This window comes from Pseudomonas sp. P9_2, from assembly GCF_034008255.1.
Lineage (GTDB): Bacteria > Pseudomonadota > Gammaproteobacteria > Pseudomonadales > Pseudomonadaceae > Aquipseudomonas > Aquipseudomonas synxantha_A.
On the sequence record NZ_CP125376.1, the window covers coordinates 5,031,899 to 5,055,313 of the forward strand.

General features: G+C 61.7%; 23 protein-coding genes. 10 read left to right on the forward strand and 13 right to left on the reverse strand.

Annotated elements, in window-relative coordinates; translation table 11 throughout:
* Nucleotides 1-197: 197 nt before the first annotated feature.
* A complete protein-coding gene (iolG, locus tag QMK52_RS22350; RefSeq protein WP_005787932.1) occupies nt 198-1,202 on the reverse strand; it encodes an inositol 2-dehydrogenase in 1,005 nt (334 codons plus the stop codon).
* A gap of 43 nt (nt 1,203-1,245) precedes the next feature.
* Complete coding sequence (locus QMK52_RS22355; RefSeq protein ID WP_320403432.1) at nt 1,246-2,271, reverse strand: LacI family DNA-binding transcriptional regulator; 1,026 nt, start codon at nt 2,269-2,271, stop codon at nt 1,246-1,248.
* Nucleotides 2,272-2,394: 123 nt separating this feature from the next.
* On the opposite strand from QMK52_RS22355, the gene QMK52_RS22360 reads away from it, so the two are divergent.
* The 3 genes from QMK52_RS22360 to QMK52_RS22370 are packed head-to-tail and all read left to right on the forward strand — an operon-like array spanning nt 2,395 to nt 5,327.
* Nucleotides 2,395-3,240, forward strand: a complete 846-nt coding sequence (locus QMK52_RS22360; protein WP_005787928.1) for an SDR family oxidoreductase — start codon at nt 2,395-2,397, stop codon at nt 3,238-3,240.
* Nucleotides 3,240-4,364 carry a phytanoyl-CoA dioxygenase family protein gene (locus QMK52_RS22365; protein WP_320403433.1) on the forward strand — a complete coding sequence of 375 codons (1,125 nt, stop codon included), beginning with the start codon at nt 3,240-3,242 and terminating at the stop codon, nt 4,362-4,364. The genes QMK52_RS22360 and QMK52_RS22365 overlap by 1 nt, the downstream gene beginning before the upstream one ends.
* Before the next feature lie 39 nt (nt 4,365-4,403).
* Nucleotides 4,404-5,327, forward strand: a complete 924-nt coding sequence (locus QMK52_RS22370) for a sugar ABC transporter substrate-binding protein (RefSeq protein ID WP_320403434.1) — start codon at nt 4,404-4,406, stop codon at nt 5,325-5,327.
* 134 nt (nt 5,328-5,461) lie between these two features.
* Here the strand turns inward: QMK52_RS22370 and QMK52_RS22375 are convergent, their stop codons facing one another.
* A complete protein-coding gene (locus QMK52_RS22375) occupies nt 5,462-5,767 on the reverse strand; it encodes a DUF2834 domain-containing protein (protein ID WP_320403435.1) in 306 nt (101 codons plus the stop codon).
* Nucleotides 5,768-5,850: 83 nt separating this feature from the next.
* Between QMK52_RS22375 and QMK52_RS22380 the strand changes: the two genes are divergently transcribed.
* Nucleotides 5,851-6,639 carry a helix-turn-helix domain-containing protein gene (locus tag QMK52_RS22380; RefSeq protein ID WP_320403436.1) on the forward strand — a complete coding sequence of 263 codons (789 nt, stop codon included), beginning with the start codon at nt 5,851-5,853 and terminating at the stop codon, nt 6,637-6,639.
* 54 nt (nt 6,640-6,693) lie between these two features.
* Nucleotides 6,694-8,403, forward strand: coding sequence for an amidase (locus QMK52_RS22385; protein ID WP_320403437.1), 1,710 nt, complete (start codon nt 6,694-6,696; stop codon nt 8,401-8,403).
* Nucleotides 8,404-8,856: 453 nt separating this feature from the next.
* On the opposite strand, the gene QMK52_RS22390 is transcribed toward QMK52_RS22385, so the two are convergent.
* Nucleotides 8,857-9,072, reverse strand: a complete 216-nt coding sequence (locus QMK52_RS22390; protein ID WP_005787917.1) for a DUF6434 domain-containing protein — start codon at nt 9,070-9,072, stop codon at nt 8,857-8,859.
* Between the two features lie 152 nt (nt 9,073-9,224).
* Here QMK52_RS22390 and QMK52_RS22395 point away from each other — a divergent pair, with 152 nt between their 5' ends.
* Entirely contained in the window at nt 9,225-9,650 is a 426-nt protein-coding gene (locus tag QMK52_RS22395; protein ID WP_320403438.1) for a nuclear transport factor 2 family protein, read from the forward strand.
* A gap of 7 nt (nt 9,651-9,657) precedes the next feature.
* Here the strand turns inward: QMK52_RS22395 and QMK52_RS22400 are convergent, their stop codons facing one another.
* Nucleotides 9,658-10,983: a PLP-dependent aminotransferase family protein gene (locus tag QMK52_RS22400; RefSeq protein ID WP_320403439.1), complete on the reverse strand. Its 1,326-nt coding sequence runs from the start codon at nt 10,981-10,983 to the stop codon at nt 9,658-9,660.
* A gap of 87 nt (nt 10,984-11,070) precedes the next feature.
* On the opposite strand from QMK52_RS22400, the gene QMK52_RS22405 reads away from it, so the two are divergent.
* From QMK52_RS22405 to yghX, 3 genes are read left to right on the forward strand one after another with little or no spacing between them, the layout of a single operon-like run.
* Complete coding sequence (locus QMK52_RS22405) at nt 11,071-11,961, forward strand: DMT family transporter (protein WP_005787914.1); 891 nt, start codon at nt 11,071-11,073, stop codon at nt 11,959-11,961.
* Between the two features lie 51 nt (nt 11,962-12,012).
* On the forward strand, nt 12,013-12,507 hold the full coding sequence (locus QMK52_RS22410; RefSeq protein WP_005787913.1) for a PaaI family thioesterase: 495 nt from the start codon (nt 12,013-12,015) through the stop codon (nt 12,505-12,507).
* 44 nt (nt 12,508-12,551) lie between these two features.
* Nucleotides 12,552-13,439, forward strand: coding sequence for a YghX family hydrolase (gene yghX, locus QMK52_RS22415; protein WP_320403440.1), 888 nt, complete (start codon nt 12,552-12,554; stop codon nt 13,437-13,439).
* 18 nt (nt 13,440-13,457) lie between these two features.
* On the opposite strand, the gene QMK52_RS22420 is transcribed toward yghX, so the two are convergent.
* On the reverse strand, nt 13,458-14,330 hold the full coding sequence (locus tag QMK52_RS22420; RefSeq protein WP_194440588.1) for a LysR family transcriptional regulator: 873 nt from the start codon (nt 14,328-14,330) through the stop codon (nt 13,458-13,460).
* Between the two features lie 131 nt (nt 14,331-14,461).
* Between QMK52_RS22420 and ampC the strand changes: the two genes are divergently transcribed.
* Nucleotides 14,462-15,601: a class C beta-lactamase gene (gene ampC, locus QMK52_RS22425; protein WP_005787910.1), complete on the forward strand. Its 1,140-nt coding sequence runs from the start codon at nt 14,462-14,464 to the stop codon at nt 15,599-15,601.
* 45 nt (nt 15,602-15,646) lie between these two features.
* Here the strand turns inward: ampC and dctM are convergent, their stop codons facing one another.
* The 7 genes from dctM to QMK52_RS22460 form a co-directional block, all read right to left on the reverse strand.
* Complete coding sequence (gene dctM / locus QMK52_RS22430; RefSeq protein WP_320403441.1) at nt 15,647-16,927, reverse strand: C4-dicarboxylate TRAP transporter large permease protein DctM; 1,281 nt, start codon at nt 16,925-16,927, stop codon at nt 15,647-15,649.
* Nucleotides 16,927-17,559: a TRAP transporter small permease gene (locus tag QMK52_RS22435; protein WP_005787907.1), complete on the reverse strand. Its 633-nt coding sequence runs from the start codon at nt 17,557-17,559 to the stop codon at nt 16,927-16,929. Before QMK52_RS22435 ends, dctM begins: the two co-directional genes overlap by 1 nt.
* A 162-nt stretch (nt 17,560-17,721) precedes the next feature.
* Entirely contained in the window at nt 17,722-18,705 is a 984-nt protein-coding gene (locus tag QMK52_RS22440; RefSeq protein ID WP_005787905.1) for a TRAP transporter substrate-binding protein, read from the reverse strand.
* A gap of 146 nt (nt 18,706-18,851) precedes the next feature.
* Nucleotides 18,852-19,667, reverse strand: coding sequence for an HpcH/HpaI aldolase/citrate lyase family protein (locus QMK52_RS22445; protein WP_005787904.1), 816 nt, complete (start codon nt 19,665-19,667; stop codon nt 18,852-18,854).
* A 14-nt stretch (nt 19,668-19,681) separates the two neighbouring features.
* Entirely contained in the window at nt 19,682-20,875 is a 1,194-nt protein-coding gene (locus tag QMK52_RS22450) for a CaiB/BaiF CoA transferase family protein (protein ID WP_005787903.1), read from the reverse strand.
* Nucleotides 20,876-20,885: 10 nt separating this feature from the next.
* Nucleotides 20,886-22,235 carry an MmgE/PrpD family protein gene (locus QMK52_RS22455; RefSeq protein ID WP_320403442.1) on the reverse strand — a complete coding sequence of 450 codons (1,350 nt, stop codon included), beginning with the start codon at nt 22,233-22,235 and terminating at the stop codon, nt 20,886-20,888.
* 10 nt (nt 22,236-22,245) lie between these two features.
* Entirely contained in the window at nt 22,246-23,409 is a 1,164-nt protein-coding gene (locus QMK52_RS22460; protein WP_005787901.1) for an acyl-CoA dehydrogenase family protein, read from the reverse strand.
* Between the last annotated feature and the right edge of the window lie 6 nt (nt 23,410-23,415).

The window sequence follows — 23,415 nt, forward strand, 5'->3', positions numbered from 1 at the left end:
GCGGCTAAACCGGCATCCCTGCCGGTTTACCCCCCAAATCCCTGTCGAATTCCGGCCAGCGTGGTTTAACGGGGCGCTTAAGATCAAAAGCAGATCAAGAGCGGCTCGCTTCGCATCGTGGTTACCGTCGGTTGCTATCAAGTTGTGTAGATACCTATGGCCATCGGGGGCAAGCCCCCCCATTTACGCCGCGTAACCTACCGGTCATAACAAACGGCCACGCTGCGCCCCGTCTTAACCGACTCCAACGCACAGTCAGCCAGGTGCAAGGCATACAGCCCATCACGCATGCCGGTGGGCAACTCACGCCCCTCATTCAGCGCATCGACAAACTGCATCAACTCATTACGATAGGCATCCGCATAGCGCTCAAGGAAAAAGTGCTGCAACGGCTCCAGTGCTTCAGTGTGTTCAGCACTCCAGTGTCGCAAGGTACTGGGCCTGTGGTTATCGGTGAGCAGTACGCCGCTGGCGCCGGAGACTTCTACACGTTGATCGTAGCCATACACCGCCTGGCGGCAGCAGTTGATATGGCATTGCTTGCCCGAGGCGGTGCGCAGCAGGACCATCACGCTGTCGTAGTCGTCAATCTGTTCCAGGCTCGGGTCTACCAGGCGGCTGGCGAAGGCGCTGACTTGCACCGGCTCTTCACCCAGCAAGTGCCGGGCAGTGTCGAAGTCGTGGATAGTCATATCGCGCAGGATGCCACCGGAATGTTCCAGATACTCGCGCGGAGCCAGGCCGGGGTCGCGGCTGGTAATGATCACCTGGCGCACTGCGCCGATCTGGCCGGCGTCCAAGGCCTGGCGCAGCCGCAGCATGTCCGGGTCGAAACGGCGGTTGAAGCCAAGCATCACCTTGCCGCCCTGACGCTCCACGGTTTGTGCTGCGCTGCGCGCCTTGGCGATATCCAGGTCGATGGGCTTTTCACAGAGTACCGCCTTGCCCTGGGCCACGGCGGCCAGCAACAGGTCGATATGGGTGTCGGTGGGCGTGCCGATCACCACTGCGTCGATGTCCTTGCGGTTCAGCACGGCGGCGCAGTCGTATGCTGCTTCACATCCCAACTGCGTGCTCAGGGCATCGACGCCTTCGCGCCAGGGGTCGGCCACCAGCACCAGCGTGGCGTTGGGATGGGCAGCGACGTTGGCGGCGTGGATCTTGGCGATGCGCCCCGCACCTAGAACGGCAATACGTAGCATGGTCGAACTCCTGAATCGTTATTGGATTTGTAGTTTCAGAGCTTCAGTCCGGCAGGTTGAACGGCGTGACGATCTGCACCTGTGACGGCGCAATCGGCCCGGTCTTCCATAACCGGTGGTACTGCAGGATGTACAGGAACACGTGGCGGGCATCGATCTGCAAGTTGTGGTCGATGATTGCCGCGACTTTTTCTTCCCTTAGCAACTGGCGGTTTTCTTCGTCGAGGTCGTGGCCGATAAAGACGTCCAGCGGGCGATTCCGAGCGGCAAAGGCGTCGACAATCGCACGGTTGCCGCCGCCGATGCTGTACACCGCCTTGAGCCCGGGATGCTGCTGCAGCGCCTGGGTCACTCGCTCGAAGGTGCGCTCGTATACGCCGTAGCCGCCGCTGATCTCCAATACCCGCAAGTGCTCGGCGCGGCCGCGCAGCCAGGTGCGAAAGCCCATTTCGCGTTCTTCTTCACCCCGGAACAATTCACTGCCGATCACCACCGCGACGTCCTGGGGCACGTTCGGCAGCCAGTTCGACATCAGGTAGGCGGCGGTCTGGCCGGCAGTGCGATTGTCCATGCCCACATAGCCGACGCGCTCGCTCTGGGGCAGGTCAGTCACCAGGGTCACCACCGGAATGCCGGCCGCAATCAGTTGCTTGACGGCCAAGTTCACCGCTGGCTCATCGGCGGCCTTGAGCACCACGCCCTGGCTGCCGGTTTCGAGGCAGCGCAGCAATTGATCGTGCATGGCCTGGGGCTCGATCTCTTCGAACAGATGAAAGCGCGGCGCAATGCGAAACGGCGCGAGGCTGGCCAGTTGCGCCACGATCGCCACCTGCACCGCCGCGCTGAACCGCTGGGGCGTATGCATGATCACGTCCACATGGAACGTGCGCCCCACGGCCAGGCCGTTTTTTTCCTGGGCCTCCAACTCCTCCAGCGCCTGCTCGATACGCCGACGGGTCTGCGCATGCACGCTGCCACGCTGGTGCAGCACGCGGTCGACTGTGGCTTTGCTGACGCCTGCCTGAGTGGCGAGCTGCTTGACGGAAAAGTGTTTTGCGCGTTCGAGCATGGTTTTCGCCTGAGGTCTTTTTGAGGTCTTTTTTGGGCTTTACTGAGGTTTTGCAATGCTAGTCTCAGTTTTGTCCGGCGTCGAGCCGAGCGAGCAAAACAACAAAAACTCCAGGAGAGCCCAATGCCCCACACCAATCTTGCGACCTCGTTCAACAGCCAATACTTTGTCGTCACCGGCAGCACCCAGGGCCTCGGCGCGGCGGTGGCCCATACCCTGGCTCGCCGGGGTGCGGCCGGGCTGATCATTTGTGGACGCCGCCGTATCGAAGGCCAGGAGCAGGTGCGCCAGTTGGCGCAACTGGGCTGCCAGGCATTTTTTGTCGAGGCCGACCTGGAAAAAGTCGAGGATTGCCGCGCGATCATCGAGGCGGCACGCACGCATTTCGGCACTTTGCATGGCTTGGTGAACTGCGCCGGCATGTCTGACCGTGGCACCATTCTGGACACCTCGCCGCAACTCTTCGAGCGCCTGTTTGCGGTGAATGTGCGAGCACCATTTTTTCTGATGCAGGAAGCGCTCAAGTTGATGATCAGCAAGGGCGTGGAAGGTGCGGTGGTGAATATCCAGAGCGTCACCGGGCATGGCGGGCAATCGTTCTTGAGTGCCTATGCCGCGTCCAAGGGCGCGCTGGCAATCCTGACCAAGAACGTCGCTTTCAGCGCCTTGCGCAACCGCATCCGCGTGAATGGCTTGAATATCGGTTGGATGGACACGCCCCACGAAGATCAGATCCAGCGCCACTATCACGGTGCCCAGGACGGCTGGCTCGCCGAGGCCGAACACGCCCAGCCGTTTGGCCGTCTGCTCAAGCCCGAAGAAGTGGCACGTAGCGTGGCGTTTTTGCTGTCCACTGAGTCTGGAATGATGAGCGGCGCGGTGATCGACCTGGAGCAAGGCGTGGTCGGCTGCACCGACAGCAGCACCCCGCAACCTCACAAGGCCCTGAGCCTGCCCGGAGGTGCATAATGTCCGCCTTCGTAACCAGCGATGCCGTGCGCCTGGCCGACTTCAGCCGCATTTGTGCGCAGTGCGTCAACCCCGGCGACTACCCGTTGTGCCTTGAGGTGCAAGGCAATGTGCCGATCTATCAGGCCCACACCTTGCGCAACAACGACCGACTGACCGTCATGAACGAACTGCATGGCCTGTTCCGTGACGGGCCTGGTGTGATGGTGGTGCGCCAAGCCTATGAAGACCTGGAAGTCGTGGACCGCCACAGCCAGGTATTCGAAGCGATCTTTGCCCATGAGGCCACCCAAGGCGTGGCCGCCGATCACTTTGCCAGGCCCGGCAGCAATGGGCGGATATGGAACTCGTTGCAAAAGACTGCCTTGCAGTCCCCCGAGTCCTTTGCCGAGTACTACGCCAATCCTCTATTGGAGTTGATTGCTGAAGCCTGGTTAGGGCCGGGCTTCCAGGTAACGGCGCAGGTCAATGTAGTGCGCCCCGGCGGCCAGGCACAGCAGCCACACCGCGACTATCACCTGGGCTTCCAGTCCAATGAAGTGGTGGAGCGTTTTCCGCTGCCGCTGCATGTGCTGTCGCAGTATCTGACGCTACAGGGTGCTATCGCTCATTCGGACATGCCGCTGGAAACCGGCCCGACCCTACTGCTGCCGTTTTCCCAACAGTACGCCCTGGGTTACCTGGCCTGGCGCCGCCCGGAGTTTATCGACTACTTCCAGCAACACTCCGTGCAATTGCCTCTGAACAAGGGCGACTTGCTGTTTTTCAACCCCGCCCTGTTCCACGCCGCCGGCACCAACCGCACGACCGATCGCCAGCGCATGGCCAACCTGCTGCAAATTTCCTCGGCGTTCGGCAAACCGATGGAAGCACTCGACCGCGACCGCATGATGCTGGCGGTCTACCCGGTGCTGCTGGCCAACCCCAACCTGAATACCCACGCCGTGATCGCCTGTACAGCAGACGGTTATTCCTTCCCCACCAACCTCGACACCGACCCACCCTTGCAGGGCCTGGCCCCTCAGACCGGGCAACAGCTGATGCTGCAAGCCCTTGACGAACGCTGGCCCTACGCGGACTTCGCCACCGCCGTGGCGCATCTGCGGGCCAAGCGCCAAGCGTGAATCGCTGCTTTGACAACAACAAAAACAACGGAGCAAACCATGAAAAAGCAACTCCTTGCGACACTGCTGACCCTTGCGATCAGTCCCTGGGCATTGGCCGATATTCGTATAGGCGTGAGCATCGCCCAGGTGGACGACGTATTCCTTGCGCAAATGCGCGACTACATGGCCGCCCACGCCAAGGAACTGCCTGATGTCACCCTGCAATTCGAAGACGCCCAGGGCGATGTAGTGCGCCAACTCAACCAGGTGCAGAACTTCACCGCCCAGGGTATGGACGCAATTATCGTCAACGCGGTAGACACCGCAGCCACCCAGAAAATGACCCTCAACGCCCAGCAAGCCAAGATCCCGCTGGTGTATGTCAACCGTCGCCCGGAGTTCAAGGAGGTGCCGGCCGGCGTGGGCTATGTCGGCTCGGACGAGATCAAAGCGGGTGAAATCCAGATGCGCTACCTGGCCGAAAAAATGGGAGGCAAGGGTAACCTGGCGATCATGCTCGGGCTGCTCTCCAACAACGCGACCCACAACCGCACGTTGGGGGTGAAAACCGTGCTCAAGGACTACCCCGACATCAAGATTGTCGAGGAACAAAGCGCCGAATGGCAGCGCGGCAAGGCGATTGACCTGATGAACAACTGGATCGTATCCGGGCGCAAAATCGATGCCGTGGTGGCCAATGCCGATGAAATGGCGATCGGCGCGGCCATGGCTATCAGCCAGGCAGGCATGCAACCGGGCAAGGACATCCTGGTGGCCGGCAGCGACGGCGGCGCGGCCGGTCTGGATGCGGTGAAAAAAGGCCAGTTGCTGGTCACGGTGTATCAGGACAACAAAGGCCAGGCAGTGGGCTCCATTGACTTGGCGGTGAAGATGGTCAAGCAGCAGCCGTACACGGCGGAACTGACGATTCCCTATCAACAGATCACCAAGGAGAACTACCAGGCGTTCATGAATCCTTGAGTCTGGCAGGGAGCGAACTTGCCGGCAAAGCGTTCAGCCCCGGCGCGGCGCCCGCGTGATCGCTGACGTTTTTCGCGAGCAGGCTCGCTCCTACCCTACCGCCCAGCCCGCACAGGGCATGAACGTGCAGAAAATCACTCATCACGAAATCCATTGATGACGATGTAAAGCAACGGGCCCACCGACACAAACACCGCCGTCAGCAGAAAGTACGGCATCATCGAAGCCAGCGACCGCCCTCGCCCGCGCCCATCCCGGTACATCCACACACACGCCAGCGCCGCCATCAAATACAGGTCGATCACCACCTGCGCCGTATCGGGCCGTGACATCAGTTCCCTTCCAAACGCGAGCAGTGATTGCTCGGCGGTCAGGAGAGTCGCCAGGGTATAGAGCGAAAAAACCAGCAGTGCGGCCAGGGCAATATAGGGTCTTGGCATGGTGCCTTCCTTAGAGTGATCGAGCCCCAAGGTAGTGATAAGGTGCGGCCCTTCGCAATGACCTCGCAGGTTATGAATAAACCATGGATACCCCTGCCACCGCTGGCGAACAGTTGCGTCAACTGCGTCGCGACGCCAAGCTCAGCCAGCTCGACCTGGCCCTGATGACCGGCGTGTCCCAGCGCCATCTGAGTTGCATCGAAACCGGCCGCGCCAAGCCGAGCGCGGGCACGTTGCACCATTTGCTGACGGCACTGCAAACACCGTTGGAGCGCTGCAACCACGTGTTCCTCGCCGCCGGTTTTGCGCCGCGTTATCCAGCCACGCCACTCGCCGCACCGGGCATGGCGGCGATTCGTGAAGCACTCGACCACGTGCTGCACGCGAACAACCCCGCACCGGCAATACTGATAGGCAGCCAATGGGATGTGTTGGCGGCGAATGCCAGTGCCGGCCTGTTGTTTGAACTGGTCGGCATCCAGCCAACTGCGCTGGACGGCTTGAACCTGCTGGCCACACTGCTGCAATCCGGCGGACTGGGCGATCACCTGGTCAATGGCGAAGAGATCCGTAGCCTGGCCTGGCAGCGTGCGGCCCGTGAGGCCCTGGGCAACCCTGGATTGGCCGCACTGCTCGCCAACCTGCCAGCGCCAGCCAGCACGCAACTGCCCCAAGAGCTCCCGCCATTGGTGCTGACACGCGTGCATTCGCGGCACGGTGAGCTGAACTTCCTGTCGACCTTCACCACCTTCGGTATGCCTCAGGACATTACCCTCACCTCGTTGCGCATCGAGCATCTGATTCCTGCGGACGAGGCTACCTGGCAAGTCATGCGTGCGGCCTACGCGAAGTATGCCGCGCTGGTTTTGTGAAATATCTGTACGTAGACTGCCGCCATCCCCCCACGTGAAGGCGGCGAAAAAAACGTGATGCAAGTTACTGAAGTCTCCATTGCCCAATTGCGCGCTGCGCTTGAAGCCGGGCAGACCACGGCCGTTGAACTGGTCCAGGCATACCTGGCACGGATCGATGCCTACGATGGCCCGCAGACGGCTACCGCGCTGAATGCCGTGGTGGTGCGTAACCCTGACGCCCTGAAAGAAGCCGAGGCGTCCGATGCACGCCGCGCCAATGGCCAGACCCTGGGACCGCTGGAGGGTATTCCCTACACGGCCAAGGACAGTTACCTGGTCAAGGGTCTGACGGCCGCATCCGGCAGCCCGGCGTTTGCCAAGCTGGTGGCCCAGCGCGACGCCTTCACCATTGAGCGTCTGCGTGCCGGTGGCGCTATCTGCCTGGGCAAGACCAACATGCCGCCGATGGCCAATGGCGGTATGCAGCGTGGCGTGTATGGCCGCGCCGAAAGCCCTTACAACGCCGACTACCTGACCGCGCCATTTGCGTCCGGTTCTTCCAATGGCGCGGGCACTGCCACCGCCGCCAGCTTTGCAGCGTTTGGCCTGGCTGAAGAAACCTGGTCGAGTGGCCGCGGCCCGGCCTCCAACAATGGTTTGTGTGCCTACACACCTTCCCGTGGGGTGATTTCGGTACGCGGCAACTGGCCATTGACCCCGACGATGGACGTCGTGGTGCCGTATGCGCGCACCATGGCCGACCTGTTGGAAGTGCTCGACGTCGTGGTGGCCGAAGACCCCGACAAGCGCGGCGACCTGTGGCGCCTGCAACCCTGGGTGCCGATCCCCAGCGTCACCTCGGTGCGCCCGGCCTCATACGCCGCACTGGCCACCAGCAGCGAGAGCCTGGCCGGCAGGCGCTTTGGCGTGCCGCGCATGTACATCAATGCCGACCCCGACGCAGGCACCAGCGAAAAACCCGGTATCGGCGGGCCCACCGGGCAGCGGATCAATACCCGCGCCACGGTGATCGAGTTGTGGCAAGCCGCCCGCCAGGCGCTGGAGGCCGCCGGCGCCGAAGTGATCGAGGTGGATTTCCCGCTGGTGTCCAACTGCGAAGGCGACCGTCCCGGCGCGCCGACGGTGTTTACCCGTGGCCTGGTGTCCAAGGAGTTCCTCCACGACGAACTGTGGGAACTGTCTGCCTGGGCCTTTGATGATTTCTTGCGCGCCAACAACGATCCGGCGCTCAACCGCCTGGCGGATGTGGACGGACCAAAGATCTTCCCCCATGACCCCGGTACCCTGCCCAACCGTGAAGACGACCTCGCCGCCGGCATGGATGAATACGTGCGCATGGCCCAACGCGGCATCACACCGTGGGACCAGATCGGTACCGTGCCCGATGGCCTGCGTGGCCTGGAAACAACCCGGCGCCTGGATCTGGAAGACTGGATGGACAACCTCGGCCTCGACGCCGTGCTGTTCCCGACCGTAGCCGATGTAGGCCCGGCCGATGCCGACGTGAACGAAGCGTCTGCCGACATTGCCTGGAGCAACGGCGTGTGGGTCGCCAACGGTAACCTTGCGATTCGCCACTTGGGCGTGCCCACCGTCACCGTGCCGATGGGCGTGATGGCGGATATCGGTATGCCGGTAGGGCTGACGTTTGCCGGGCGTGCTTATGATGATTCGGCGCTGCTGCGCTTTGCCGCAGCGTTTGAAGCCACCGGCAGCAAACGCGTGATACCGCCACGCACACCGCCGCTGCCCAGCGAATAAAAGCAATTCAAATATGGGAGGGTATCTACACAACTTTGCAGTCGCCAACAGTAACCACGATGCGAAGCGAGCCGCTCTTGATCTGCTTTTGATCTTAGGCGCCCCGTTAAACCACGCTGGCCGTAATTCGACAGGGATTTGGGGGGTAAACCGGCAGGGATGCCGGTTTAGCCGCCCCGCGCCATGGATGGCGCGTGGCGGCGGCCCCCCAAATCACTGGCGGATTACGGGCACACCGAGCCTGAGCGAGGTGCCGAGTGGTGAGGCAAGAGCGTTTTGCTTACTTTTGTGCTGTTCAAAAGTGAGCCGCCGTAAGGGCGGAACCCATAGCGGTCGTTACCCCAATAACGGATATGTACTCAGTCTGATCCAACATCCTGGTCGGCCCTGAGGCCGCCATCGGGAGCAAGCCCCCTCCCACATTTTGCTGTATTTGCAATCAAGCACCATGGCTTAGGGCAGCGTCACCTCGCGACGCTGCCACTCGTCCACCACATCACCCATAGTCTTCGGGACGCCATTGAGAATCCACGCCATAAAGGGGCGGTTGAACTTGAACGTCGGCCCGCACTGTTCGCGCATGAAACGGCGCACGTTCTGAGTGTTTTTATAGCTCGGGGTCACCGGTGTCCCACGGGTGAGAGGGTCGCTGTGCCAGTCAAAAGCCATTTTTACCTCGGCTATGGGGTGCTGGTTACCACTCTAACCTCGAATCATTTCAGACCACCTCAAAATTTCACTTTCCTTCCCTGCCGAAATTATTGCATGGTTGTACGACGACATACCTCGTCGTATCCACCCAACAAAAACAAGGAACACCCATGCCCAACCTCAAAGTGCTGATCGGCTTCCTGTGCCTGTTTTCCAGCTACGTCGCCGCCGCCCCCGCTGAAAAGGAAGTGGCCCAGGCAGTCGACCAACTGACCCAAGCCATGTTGCATCTGGACGTCAAGCAACTTCACGCGCTGACATCCGACACGCTCACCTACGGCCACTCCAGCGGCAAAGTGCAGAACAAGGCGCAATTTATCGCCGACCTGCAAACCCACACCAGCGCCTTCAAGACTCTGGAAATGCAGAACCAGACCATCACCCTTAACGGCGATACCGCCCTGGTGCGCAACCACTTCCATGCCTTGGCGGTGAACAGTGGTGTGGACACGCCAACCGATATCGACAACTTCCAGGTCTGGCAGAAGCAACACGGCAAGTGGCTACTGATCGGGCGGCAGGCTTACAAATACTGAGCACAGCTCACCACGCCACCACTTTGCGTATCGTCTCCAGGGCCCCACGCAACTGCGCCATCGGCACCGACCCCAGGGCCACGCGCAGTGCATGGGGCACCTGGGCCGAGACTGCGAACGGTTCGGCGGTGGACACGCAAATGCCTTCGCGCTGCAAGGTCATGGCGACTTGATCAGCGCGAGCCTCTTCGGCCAATGGCAGCCACAGAAAATACGATGACGGATGGCTGACATACCGCACGCCCGTCAGCACTTGGGCTGCCAATGCCTGGCGAGCTTGAGCATCCGCGCGTTTTTGCGCTTCCAGTTGCGCCACCGTACCGTCTTCGAGCCAGGCCACTGCAATGGCACTCATCACGCCTGGCACGCTCCAGGTGGTGGCCATGATCGTACGTTCCAACCTGCTCACCCAAGCTGAAGGCGCCGCGATAAACCCTATGCGCAAACCGGCGGCGACATTCTTGGACAGCCCACCCACATACACCGTGCGCTCCGGGGCCAGTGCCGCCAACGGCGCAGGTGCATCTTCGGCGAGAAACGCATAGGCGCCATCCTCGACGATCATCAGGTTGTGCTGCCGGGCAATCGCCACCAAACGCTCGCGCTGCTCCAGGCTCAGTACCCAGCCCAGCGGGTTATGCAGGGTTGGCATGCTGTATACCGCACGTACCGGGCGCTGGCGACACAGGCTATGCAGATGGTCCAGGTCCGGGCCGGCCGTGGTCACCGGGATGGCGACGATTTCCAGGTGCAGGGTTTCGGCCAGCGCCTTGAAGCCCGGATAGGTCAGCGCATCCACCGCGATCACATCCCCAGGCTTGAGCAACGTCATCAGGGTCACCGCCAAGCCGTGCTGGGCGCCGCTGACCACCAGCACCTGCTCGGCGTCCACCGTGAGTCCTCGGTTCAACAAGTGCCGAGCCATGGCGGCGCGCTCATGCACACGCCCTGCATGGGGCTGGTAACGCAGCAGTGCCTCCAGATCGCCCGACAGCGCCAACTGGCGCAACGCCGTGCGCAACAGCTCGGCCTGCCCAGGCAAGGACGGGTAGTTGAAATTCAGGTCGAGCAGGCCCGGCGCCACCGTCATCTGCCCGCTGCCCTGCCCCGGCGGCAAGGTGATTTCGCGCACGAAGGTACCGCGACCGGTCTCGCCACTGACCAGGCCCATGGCTTCCAACTCGCTGTACACCCGGCTCGCGGTGACCAGTGCCAAGCCATGCTCAGCGGCCAACTGGCGATGAGTAGGCAAGCGCGCGCCGGCAGGCATCTGTCCACTGCGGATGGCCTCGGCGAAGGTATCGACCAGCAATTTGTAGCGCGCACGGGGCATCGGGATGTATCCATGACAATTTTTTGATTGTCCTAATCTTCAGCCCTAGGATGAGCCGCACGCAACCCCACTTTCGGACATACCGTCATGGAACGCATCGCCCGCTTCGGCACCCTGGATGTCAGCACTCAGGGTTGGATCAACGGTTTTATCGGCGTGGTGATTTTCAGCGGATCGCTGCCGGCCACGCGCCTGGCGGTCATGGAGTTCGACCCGGTGTTCCTGACCATGATCCGCGCCACCCTCGCCGCCCTGCTGGGGGGCTGCCTGTTGTGGCTATTCAAGGAAAAACGCCCCACCCGTCAGCAATGGGCTCCCTTGGTGATCGTCGCTCTGGGCGTGGTGGTCGGCTTCCCACTGCTCACAGCCATGGCCCTGCAATACGTGACCTCGGCCCATTCAATCGTCTTCATCGGCCTGCTGCCCCTGGCCACGGCGGTATTTGGCGTGCTGCGTGGCGGCGAGCGACCCAAGCCAGTGTTCTGGTTGTTTTCCATCCTGGGCAGCCTGTTGGTGATGGGTTACGCCTTTGCCCAAGGCTTGAGCGCCGCCCCTGCAGGCGACTTGTTGATGCTGTTGGCGGTGCTGGTCTGCGGCCTGGGTTATGCCGAAGGCGCCAAGCTGTCGCGCAGCCTGGGTGGCTGGCAGGTGATTTGTTGGGCGCTGGTGGTGTCGCTGCCGCTGGTGGCACCGTTGAGCCTGCTGCTGGCGCCTTCGACCCTCAGCGGCATCAGCCTGCCGGCGTGGCTGAGCCTGGGGTACGTGGCACTGTTCAGCATGTTGATCGGCTTTGTGTTCTGGTACCGCGGCCTGGCCCAGGGCGGCATTGCCGCAGTCGGCCAGTTGCAGCTGCTGCAACCTTTCTTCGGCCTGGCGCTGGCCGCGGGCCTGCTGCATGAGCAGGTCAGCCTGGGCATGGTGCTGGTGACCGTCGCGGTGATCGGCTGCGTGGCCGGGGCGAAGAAGTTTGCCCGCTGACACGTGGCCTGCTAAACAGGGAAGTCGCCTGAACAATAACAAGGACTTTGCATGACCACCGCTTCTCTCCAAGACATCACCGCGCCAGAAGGCATCTGCTACGGCTGCGGCAGCAGCAACCCCCATGGCCTGCATATCAAGAGCCGCTGGGCCGAAGATGGCGTACACGTGGTCGCCGAGCATCAACCCGAAGCCAGATACAGCGGCTGGCCAGACCTGGTCTACGGCGGCCTGATCGCCATGCTGGTGGATTGCCACTCCAACTGGACCGCCATGGCCTACCACTACCGCGCCGAACAGCGCGAACCCGGCAGCCTGCCGCGCATCGACTGCGTCACCGGCAACCTGGGGATCAAATTCATCAAGCCCACACCGATGGGCGTGCCGCTGGCCCTGCGCGCACGGGTCGAAGGCGACATCGGGCGCAAAAGCCGCGTGGTCTGCGAGGTGTACGCCGGTGATGTGCTCACGGCCATCGGCGATTCAGTTTTCGTACGCGTCGACACCGGGCAATTGGCCGCAGCCGCCCATGGTCGCGAGGCGTGATCCTGGTCTACAGTGACTGCAACCGCTGATCGAGGACTGCACCCATGCCCCGTCTTACCGCCAAGGACTTTGCTCCCGAACTGCTGGAACTCTACGACGGCTACGCCCACGGCAAGATCAACCGCCGCGAGTTTCTCGACCGTGCCGCGCTGTTCACCTTGGGCGGCCTCACCGCCTCGGCGCTGCTGGCAGCCCTGAGCCCCAACTACGCCCTGGCCGAACAGGTCCAATTCACCGATCCGGATATCGTCGCCGACTACATCACCTACCCTTCGCCCAAGGGCAACGGCACGGTGCGCGGCTACCTGGTGCGCCCGTCCAAGGCTGCGGCAAAACTGCCCGCCGTGGTGGTGGTGCATGAAAACCGCGGCCTGAACCCCTATATCGAAGACGTGGCCCGGCGCCTGGCCAAAGCCGGCTTCATTGCCCTGGCACCCGATGGCCTGACGTCCGTGGGCGGCTACCCCGGCAACGATGAAAAAGGCGTGGCGCTGCAACAGACTGTCGACCCGACCAAACTGATGAACGACTTCTTCGCCGCCATCGAATGGCTGATGCACCACGACAGCAGCACCGGCAAAGTCGGCATCACCGGTTTCTGTTACGGCGGCGGCGTGACCAATGCGGCGGCGGTGGCCTACCCGGAACTGGGCGCGGCGGTGTCGTTCTACGGGCGCCAACCCGAGGCCAAAGACGTGCCGCGCATCAAGGCACCCGTCATGTTGCATTTCGGTGAGCTGGATACGCGAATCAATGAGGGTTGGCCGGCGTATGAGCAGGCGTTGAAAGCTGCGAGCACGACGTATGAGGCTTACATCTACCAAGGCGCCAACCACGGTTTTCACAATGACTCAACGCCGCGGTATGACGAGGCAGCAGCTAACCTGGCCTGGGAGCGCACCCTGGGGTGGTTCCGCAAATACCTCGCCTAACCGCCGCCTCCCACATTCTTATCCAATGCACGTCTGCAACCACCCCTTGAAGGCCAACATCGCCGGCGTCTCAGCCCGCGATTGCAAACGGGTCAACCAATAACTGCCGGTCGTGATCCCCACATCGAACGGCTGGCGGATCACATCGCTTTCCAACTGGCGTGAAAACATCAACGCTGGCGCCAGGGCCACACCGCTGCCTTGCAGGGCGGCCTCCATCATCGCCAGCGACGAGTCGAACACAATACTGCGCGGCACCAGGGTGTCTGCCGGCAACCCGGCAGCCTGCAACCAAAGGCTCCACTCATCGGCCCGGTAAGAGCGCAGCAAGGTGTGCTTCAACACGTCGGCCGGGCTGTGCAATTGCTCGGCAATCTGCGGCACACACAACACCGTCAGCGGTGCTTCCAGCAGAGGGCAGGCCTCGGTGCCATGCCAGGCGCCTGCGCCAAACCGAATGGCGTAATCCAGGCCCTCGGCAGCGACATCAACGCGGTTGTTGTGGGTGGACAGGCGCAAATCAATAAACGGATAGCGGCTGTGGAAATCCGCCAAACGAGGCAATAGCCAGCCCACGGCGAAGGTGCCGACCGCGCCCACTGTCAGCACCTCGCGGTAGTGACCGCCCTCGAACTGGCCCAGGGTGTGGGCAATGCGGTCGAAGGCTTCCCGCAACACCGGCAGCAGGGTTTCGCCTTCGCGAGTGAGCATCAGGCCGCGTGGCAGGCGCTTGAACAGCGTGACATTGAGCTGCGCTTCGAGGCTTTTGACTTGATGGCTGACTGCGGCTTGGGTCACGCATAGCTCGATGGCCGCGCGGGTAAAGCTCAAATGGCGCGCCGAGGCTTCAAAAGCGCGCAGGGCATTGAGGGGCAGATGGGAACGCAACAAGGCTTACCCCAATTTTTCTAATGGCTGGTGCGAGATATCATCGTTTGCTCCGGGTATAAAATCCACCTAGATTTGCCACGCCTGCGCAGGCTCTGATCATCATTGCCACCTTTACATGGAAGCGAATCACCATGAAATATCAGCCAAAGTACCTGGTTTCAGCTTTGCTGCTCGTATCCGGCGGCTGTATGGCCGCCACCGATATGCGCCAGGTCGTGGACAGCAACATCAAACCCTTGATGCAACAGCAAGGCATCCCCGGCCTTGCGGTCGCGGTGGTGAACCAGGGCAAGGTGCAATACTTTAATTACGGCGTAGCCGCCAAGGACACCCAGGCCGCGGTCACTCAAAACACGCTGTTCGAAATTGGCTCGGTGAGCAAAACCTTCACCGCCACCCTTGGTGGTTATGCCCAGGCCATCGGCAAGCTCAAACTGTCGGACACAGCCAGCCAGTACTTGCCGTCCCTGGCCGGCAGCGCGTTCGATCGCATCAGCCTGCTGCAACTGGCGACCTATACCCCTGGCGGCCTGCCGCTGCAATTTCCGGATGCAGCCGACAGTGCATCGACCATGCTGGGCTACTTCCAGCATTGGAAGCCCACTTACGCTGCGGGTGAACAACGCTTGTACTCCAACCCCAGCATCGGCCTGTTCGGCTACCTGACCGCGCAAAGCCTGGGCCAGCCGTTCAACGTTGCCATGGAGAAGACGCTGCTGCCCAAGCTAGGGTTGACCAACACCTATGTCAACGTGCGCACTGACAAAGCCAGCCAATATGCCCAAGGCTATGACAAGCAGCAAAAACCTGTGCGCGTCAGCCCCGGCGCCCTGGACAGTGAAGCCTACGGGCTCAAGACCACCAGCCAGGACCTCGCCCGCTATGTCATTGCGAACATGCACCCGCAAACCCTGGAACAGCCCGTGCAACAGGCCATCGCCGCCACCCACGCGGGCTACTACACCGTGAACGGCATGACCCAGGGCCTGGGCTGGGAGCGCTACCCCTACCCCATCACCCTGCAAGCGTTGATCGACGGTAACTCAACACCGATGGCAATGGAGCCGCACAAGGTCACCTGGCTCAACCCGGCCCAGGCGCAGCCGGCCAACGTGTTGTACAACAAGACCGGCTCTACCGGTGGCTTTGGTGCGTATGTGGCGTATGTGCCGAGCAAGGATATGGGCGTGGTGATTCTGGCCAACAAGAACTACCCGAATGCCGAGCGGGTAAAAGTGGCCCATGCGATCTTGAGTGCGATGGATCAGTAAGGCCGAAACAATCAACAAATGTGGGAGGGGGAAATCCCCCCCACCTTACATCCCCAGCCAATGCGGAAGCGCAAGGGAAATGAACGGCAAGTAAGTCACCATGATCAGGAACACCAGCAAAATCATCAGCCATGGCATCGCCGCGCGAATGGTCTGCCCCAATGTCAGCCCGGTCACCGCCGAGGTCACGAACAGGTTCAGTCCCACCGGCGGATGAACCAGGCCGATTTCCATATTCACCACCATCACGATCCCCAGGTGAATCGGGTCAATCCCGAGCTTCATCGCGATCGGGAAGAAGATCGGCGCCAGGATCAACACAATGGCCGAAGGCTCCATGAAGCTGCCTGCAATCAGCAACACCACGTTGACCATGATCAGAAAACCAATCGGTGTCAGCCCTTCGGAGATCACCCACGCAGTGATTTCCTGGGGGATCTGCTCAGTGGTCAGCACATGGGCAAACAGCATGGCGTTGGCGATGATGAACATCAGCATGATCGACAGCCGCCCGGATTCCAGCAGCACCTTGGGGCAGTCGTGCAGCGTCATGTCCTTGTAGATGAACAGCGCAACAAACGCCGAATACACCGCCGCCACCGCCGCCGCTTCGGTGGGGGTGAACATGCCGCTGTAGATGCCGCCGAGGATGATCACCAACAGCAACAGGCCCCAGAACGCTCGGCGTGCGCAACTGAGCCACTCGCGGAACGTCGCCCGTGGTTGCGCGGGTAGCTTCTTGATACGCGCGACGATGTAGATCGCGATCATCAACATCAGGCCCAGCAACAGTCCCGGGATCACCCCAGCCATGAACAGTTTGCCCACTGAGGTTTCGGTCGCCGCCGAATACACCACCATCACAATCGAAGGCGGAATCAGGATACCCAAGGTCCCGGCGTTGCAGATGATCCCCGCACCAAACTCCTTCGGATAACCGGAACGCACCATGCCTGCCACGGCAATCGAGCCCACCGCTGCCACCGTGGCCGGTGACGAGCCGGACAGCGCCGCAAACAACATGCAGGCCAGCACCGCCGCAATCGCCAGGCCGCCACGGATATGACCGACACAGGCATTGGCAAAGTCGATCAGCCGCTGAGCCACACCACCGGTGGTCATAAAGGCACCGGACAGCAGGAAGAACGGGATCGCCAGGAAGGTATAGGCGTCGCTGGTTTCAAACAGCTTGATCGCCAGGGAGCTCACCGAGTCCTGACTGAACATCAGGATCGACACCGCGCCGGACAGCCCCAGGGAAATCGCAATCGGCACGCCGAGAAACATGAACACGAACAACAGCAGAAACAGACAGAGCACGGCCATCAGTGACGCTCCTCATGGCTGCCGGCCAACTTGCTGGCCTCCCCGGCCTCGTCGGCCAACCCCAACCCGACCTGACGGTGGGTAAAGATGCGGTAGAAAATTTCCAGGTAGCGAATCAATACCAGGGCAAAACCGATGGGCACGATCACCACGATGTCACCGACGTCGATACCGAACTGGTCAAGGTCCTCGGCACCGATATGCGCGGTCATTACCGCACTCACCCACTTGTAGCTGGCGACCATGAACAGGCCGGCGTAGGCCAGGCAGCACAGGCAGGCGAGCATCCCGAGCAGGCGTTGTACCGGGCGTTTGGTCAACCTGACCAACGCGTCCACGCCCAAATGGCCGGCAGTGCGCACACCGTAGGAAATGCCGAAGAAAATCAACCAGCCGAACATGGCCTTGGTCAGCGCCACGCTCCAGGTCATGTCCTGGGCCCAGGTCATGGTGGTGTCGCCCAGGGCATTGAAGAAATGACTGCTCCAGGCCCATTTATCCGCCAGGGCAAAGAACAGGGTGTAGATGTTATTGAGCATGACGTAGACGAATGTCACCAGGGTCATGGCGGCCAGCAGGAAGGCAATAAAGCCTTCCTCCAGGTGCTCCCAGACGCGCCTTAGCGTTTGCATGGCAAAACCTCGCGAGGCAAATGAAATACCAGGGTGGAACTTGCCCGAAATGTGGGAGGGGGCTTGCTCCCGATAGCAGTGTGTCAGCTTGCAGGTCTGTCTCTGATCCACCGCTATTGGGAGCAAGCCGCCTCCCACATTGGACCTCAGTACGCCCTGGGACTATTGGTTGGAAGCGTCCGCTGCCTTGATCAGCTCAGCCCCGATCTGGCCTTCGAACTTCTGCCACACCGGGCGCATGGCTTCGCGCCAGAGCGTGCGTTGCTCGGGGGTCAGTTCGATGATCTCGCTGGTCTTGGCATCGATGATCTTCTGCCTGGCCGACTGGTTCAGCGCTTCGGCCTGCTTGTTCACCTCGACAGTGACTTCGGCCATGATCTGCTCCAGCGTGCTGCGCACATCCGGCGCCAGGCCGTTCCAGAACTTGGCGTTGGTGATCACCATGTAGTCGATCAGGCCATGGTTGGACTCGGTGAAATACTTCTGCACCTCGTTGACCTTCTGGCTTTCATAGTTCGACCAGGTGTTCTCAGTGCCATTCACGGTGCCGGTCTGCAAGCCCTGGTAAACCTCGGCAAAGCTCATCTTACGCGGGTTGGCGCGGATCGCCTTGAACTGCTCTTCAAGCACGCTGGAGGCTTGCACGCGAAACTTCAGACCACGGGCGTCCTTGGGTTCGTGCAGGGCCTTGTTGGCGGAGAGTTGCTTGAGGCCGTTGTGCCAATAGGCCAGGCCGAGAATGTTCTTGTCCTGCATCGCAGTCAGCAGTTGCTTGCCCTGGGCGGCCTGGAAACGGTCGACGGCAGCCAGGTCGTTGAACAGGAACGGCAGGTCGTAGATCTGCACCTGTTTGGTGTACTGCTCGAACTTGGCCAGGGACGGCGCCAGCATCTGCACGTCACCCAACAGCAACGCTTCCATTTCCTTGCCATCGCCGAACAGCGACGAGTTGGGGTACACCTCGACCTTGACCTTGCCGGGAAGGCGTTCTTCGGCGAGCTTCTTGAACAGCAGCGCGCCCTGGCCTTTGGGTGTGTTCTCGGCCACCACGTGGGCGAACTTGATTACAATCGGGTCAGCCGCCTGGGCCAGGCCCGCGGCGAACAAGGTGGCGGCGCACAGCAGCGCCCGAGAGAGCTTGAGCATGGGAAATCACCTTCTTATTGTTGTGTTGTAAGGCAAAGTGCCTGATGTGCTGCATATTGAGAATTTCGAATTTTAGATACCTGCGTTCGGCCTGGCCGAACACCAACCTCAAGGAACATGTCGATCCTGTGGGAAGGCTTATCCAGTCAGGGTTGGGCAGCCAGCAGTCTTTGTGCCCGCAGCAACACCGGCGCATCCACCATCTGCCCATCAATCTGATAGGCCCCTGCCCCATGGGCACTCGCCTCCACTACCCGCTTGGCCCAGGCCAGTTCTTCGGCGCTGGGCGCCAAAGCCTGATGAATCACCGGAACCTGCTTGGGATGGATACACAACGCCCCGGCAAAACCCATTTCATAGGCGTGCCGGATCGAACTGCGCAGGCCCTCTGGGTCGTCGATGGCCGGATGTACGCCGTCCAGCGGTGCCACCAGGTCGGCGGCGCGGGAATGCACGATCAGTGACAGGCGCGCCTGGTCGAGGGCAAACTCAGCAGCGCGGGAATGACTGCTCAGGTTCAGATCCAGGGCCAGGTCCAAGCCACCGAACGACAGCCGCTCCACCAGCGGAGCATGGGCAATCTCGGCCACCGCCAACAAGCCGCGAGCGCTTTCGATGATCGGCCAGATGGGTTTGCCGGTGGCAGCCACTACGGCGACCTGGGCTGCGCTCTCGACCTTGGGTAGCAGCACTCCCGCGACATTTGCATGAGCCTTGCAGAACGCCACATCCTCAAAATGCTCGACGTGTTCCGGCGCATTGATGCGCACCCACACCTGGGCCTCGGGGTGGGCCTGCAGGAACATCCCCAGGTTGCCCCGGGCCTGGCGCTTGAGCGGCTCTTCCACGGCGTCTTCAAAATCCACAATCACTGCGTCGGCGCCGCTGGCCAAGGCTTTGGCGAACCGCTCCGGGCGGCTGCCCGGCACAAACAATGCTGAACGTACTAAGGGCTTTGGCATCGCACACTTCCTGATCAGATAACGCCGCGCGCACGCAGGCTGTCGATGGCTTCACCGGAATAACCCAGCTGGTCGAGAATGCCCTGGCTGTGTTGCCCCAGCGCCGGCACACCATCCATGCGCGGGGTAAACGCGGCGTTACGCGCCGGTGGCAGCAGCGAGGGCAACGGCCCGGCCGGGCTGTCGACTTCACGCCAACTGTCGCGGGCCTTGAGTTGAGGGTGGGCCCATACGCCTTGCATATCGTTGACCCGCGCGCTGGCGATCTGCGCATCCTCCAGACGCTGAATCACCGCCTCGGCGTCCAACCGGGCAAAACTGTCCACGATAATCTGGCGCAGCGCCTCGCGGTTGGCCGAACGCTTGAAGTTGGCGCTGAAACGTTCGTCCGTCGCCAGCGCTGGAGTGAGCAGTACCTTGTCGCAGAACGCCGCCCACTCGCGCTCATTCTGCAACCCGAGCATCACCGTGCCGCCATCACCGGTGGGAAACGGCCCATAGGGGTAAATCGTCGAATGTGCTGCGCCCGCACGCGGGGGCGGCGGCGCGCCGTCGAAGGCGTAATACATCGGGTAGCCCATCCACTCCACCAGGCTTTCCAACATGCTCACATCGATACGGCTGCCCTTGCCGGTTGTGCCCCGCAGCAGCAACGCCGAAAGAATGCCGCTGTAGGCGTACATGCCCGCGGAGATATCCGCGATGGAGCAACCGGCCTTGGCCATCTGCTCATCACCCGGGCCGCCAGTCACCGACAGGAAGCCGCCTTCGCTCTGGATCAGCAGGTCGTAGGCTTTCTTTTTCTCGTAGGGCCCGCCTTCGCCATAGCCGGAAATATCGCAGACGATCAGCCTTGGAAAACGTTGATGCAGTGCCTCGAACGACAAGCCCATGCGCGCCGCCGCGCCGGGTGCAAGGTTTTGCACCAGCACATCGGCATCGGCCAGCAGCGCTTCAAGGATGGCGCCCGCCTCGTTCTGCTTGAGGTCCAGGGTCAGGCTTTCCTTTGAACGGTTGGTCCAGACGAAATGCGATGCCAGGCCGCGCACGCGTTCGTCATAGCCCCGGGCAAAGTCACCGGCACCGGGGCGCTCGACCTTGATCACGCGGGCGCCAAGATCGGCCAATTGGCGGGTACAGAATGGCGCGGCAATCGCGTGTTCCAGGCTGACAATCGTGATGCCGTCCAGCGGTCGTTGATTACTCATGACAAATTCCTCAAAGCCAATGGGCCATGGACACGGTGTTACGCAGGTTCCATACCTGCTCGATCAGGCCACTGGCCTGGGCGGAGGTACGGGCGCCGCTGAAGTGAGTCAGGCGTTGGAACTTATCCGCCAGTTCGGCGCGGCTCAGGGTGTTGCCCGGGTCGCCCTTGGGCTCGTCGATGGCGCCGTGCAGCGTGCGGCCATCGGTGGTGGTGACGGTGACGCGGCCCAGCCAGCGTTGCGGATAGGCGCTATCGACCTCGGGATCGAGGGTCATGCTGACCTTGTCGCGAAAGGCCGCGACCGCAGGGTCGGTCAACGCCAGTTCATGGAACTCGGGCAACCCGGCTTCGCCATGCACCGCGATCAGGCCAAGCACGGTGCCCATGGAGAATTTGGCCTGGTGCACGGTGGCCGGCACCGTCACCCGGCCAAGCACATCGATTGCGCCTTGATGCACGCGGGTTTCCACTCGGCAGATCTGCGCCGCGCTCAAGCCTTCACGCTGCATCACGTCCAGTAGCGCATCCGCAGCGGGATGGGTGTGGCGGCAGGAAGCGTGGAACTTGAACGAAGTTTCCACCAGCGCCCAGCGGCTCCCCAAGTCAGCCGACAACTTGCTCGGTTCTGAATCACTCGACATGCCCGCCGCCAAGCCTTGATCGCCTTCAAGGATATTGCGCGCACCGGTCAATCCATCGGCTGTCAGGTAAGCCGCCAGCAAGCCATCCGCTGCGGCTTTGGCCGTGTGCAGTTGCTTGGAGTCGGCGGCATCGCGCAAGAACTCCCACAGCCCTGCCGCTTGAGTGCCGGCACTGCCGAGCAGGTTGATGAACTGTTCCTGGTTGAAGTCGAGCAATTTGCCCACGGCGACCGCCGCCGCCAGGGTGCCGACGGTGGCCGTGGTGTGGAAGATGCGGTAGTGCGAGCGGCCCAGGAACTCGCCGATGCGAATCCCGGCTTCATAGCCGGCCACCGCAGCCAGCAACAGATCGCGACCCGATTTGCCCAGGTCCTGGGCGGCCGCCAGCGCGGCGGGAAACACCACCGTGGCCGGGTGCAGCACCGAACTGTTGTGCAGGTCATCCTGCTCCACCAGGTGCGACGATGCCGCGTTGACCAGTGCCGCAAAATACGCGCTGCTGCTGGCGCCGCTGACGATCACCTGGGCCGGGCCGCTGCCGGGCCCCATCGTCTGCGCATAGCGCTCGAACAGGGGAATCGGGTGTGCGCCCTGGCTGGCCAGCGCCGAGGCGAGCCAATCCAGATACAGCTCCTCGATGCGATCCAGTACGTGCTCGGGCAACTGCGAGTAGGTCAGATCAGCGAGGAATTGGCACAGGGCTTGGGTATGACGCATGCTCAGGCCCTCAGAAACTGCGTGGCAGTTCGAGCAGATGCTCGGCCACGTAGGACAGGATCAGGTTGGTGGAAATCGGCGCCACCTGGTACAAGCGCGTCTCGCGGAATTTGCGTTCCACGTCGTATTCGCAGGCAAAACCAAAGCCACCGTGGGTTTGCAGGCAAGCGTTGGCTGCTTCCCACGACGCCTTGGCCGCCAGGTACTTGGCCATGTTGGCGCTGGCCCCGGCGTTCTTGCCGCTGTCGTATTCCTCGCAGGCACGCCAGCGCATCAGGTCGGCGGCTTCGATCTCGATATGCGCTTCGGCAATCGGGAATTGCACGCCCTGGTTCTGCCCGATGGGCCGGCCAAATACCACGCGGTCGCGGGCATAGACGCTGGCCTTTTCGATAAACCAGCGGCCGTCGCCGATGCACTCGGCGGCGATCAGGGTGCGCTCGGCATTGAGGCCATCGAGGATGTATTTGAAGCCCTTGCCCTCTTCGCCAATGAGGCTGTCGGCCGGCAGTTCCAGGTTGTCGAAGAACAGCTCGTTGGTCTCATGGTTGACCATATTGGCGATGGGCTGCACGGTCAGGCCGTTACCGATGGCCTCGCGCAGGTCGACCAGGAAGATCGACATGCCTTCGGACTTTTTCTTCACCTCGGCCAGGGGCGTAGTGCGCGCCAGCAGGATCATCAGGTCGGAATGCTGCACTCGAGAGATCCAGACTTTCTGACCGTTGATCACGTACTTGTCGCCGCGTTTGATCGCGGTGGTCTTGATCTTGGTGGTGTCAGTGCCCGTGGTGGGCTCGGTGACGCCCATTGATTGCAAGCGCAGTTCACCGCTGGCGAGCTTGGGCAGGTAGAAGCGCTTTTGCGCCGCGCTGCCGTGACGCAACAGGGTGAACATGTTGTACATCTGGCCATGCACGGTGCCGGAGTTACCGCCGCAACGGTTGACCTCTTCGAGGATCACCGACGCTTCGGCCAGGCCCAGGCCGGAACCGCCGTACTCTTCGGGGATCATTGCCGACAGCCAGCCGGCAGCGGTCAGGGCCTTGACGAAGGCTTCGGGGAAGCCTTTGTCTTCGTCGATCTTGCGCCAGTAGGCGGCATCGAACTCGGCGCACAAGGCGCGCACGCCTTCGCGGATAGCATTGAGTTCTTCGTTGTCATTGGGGTTCATGCGCGG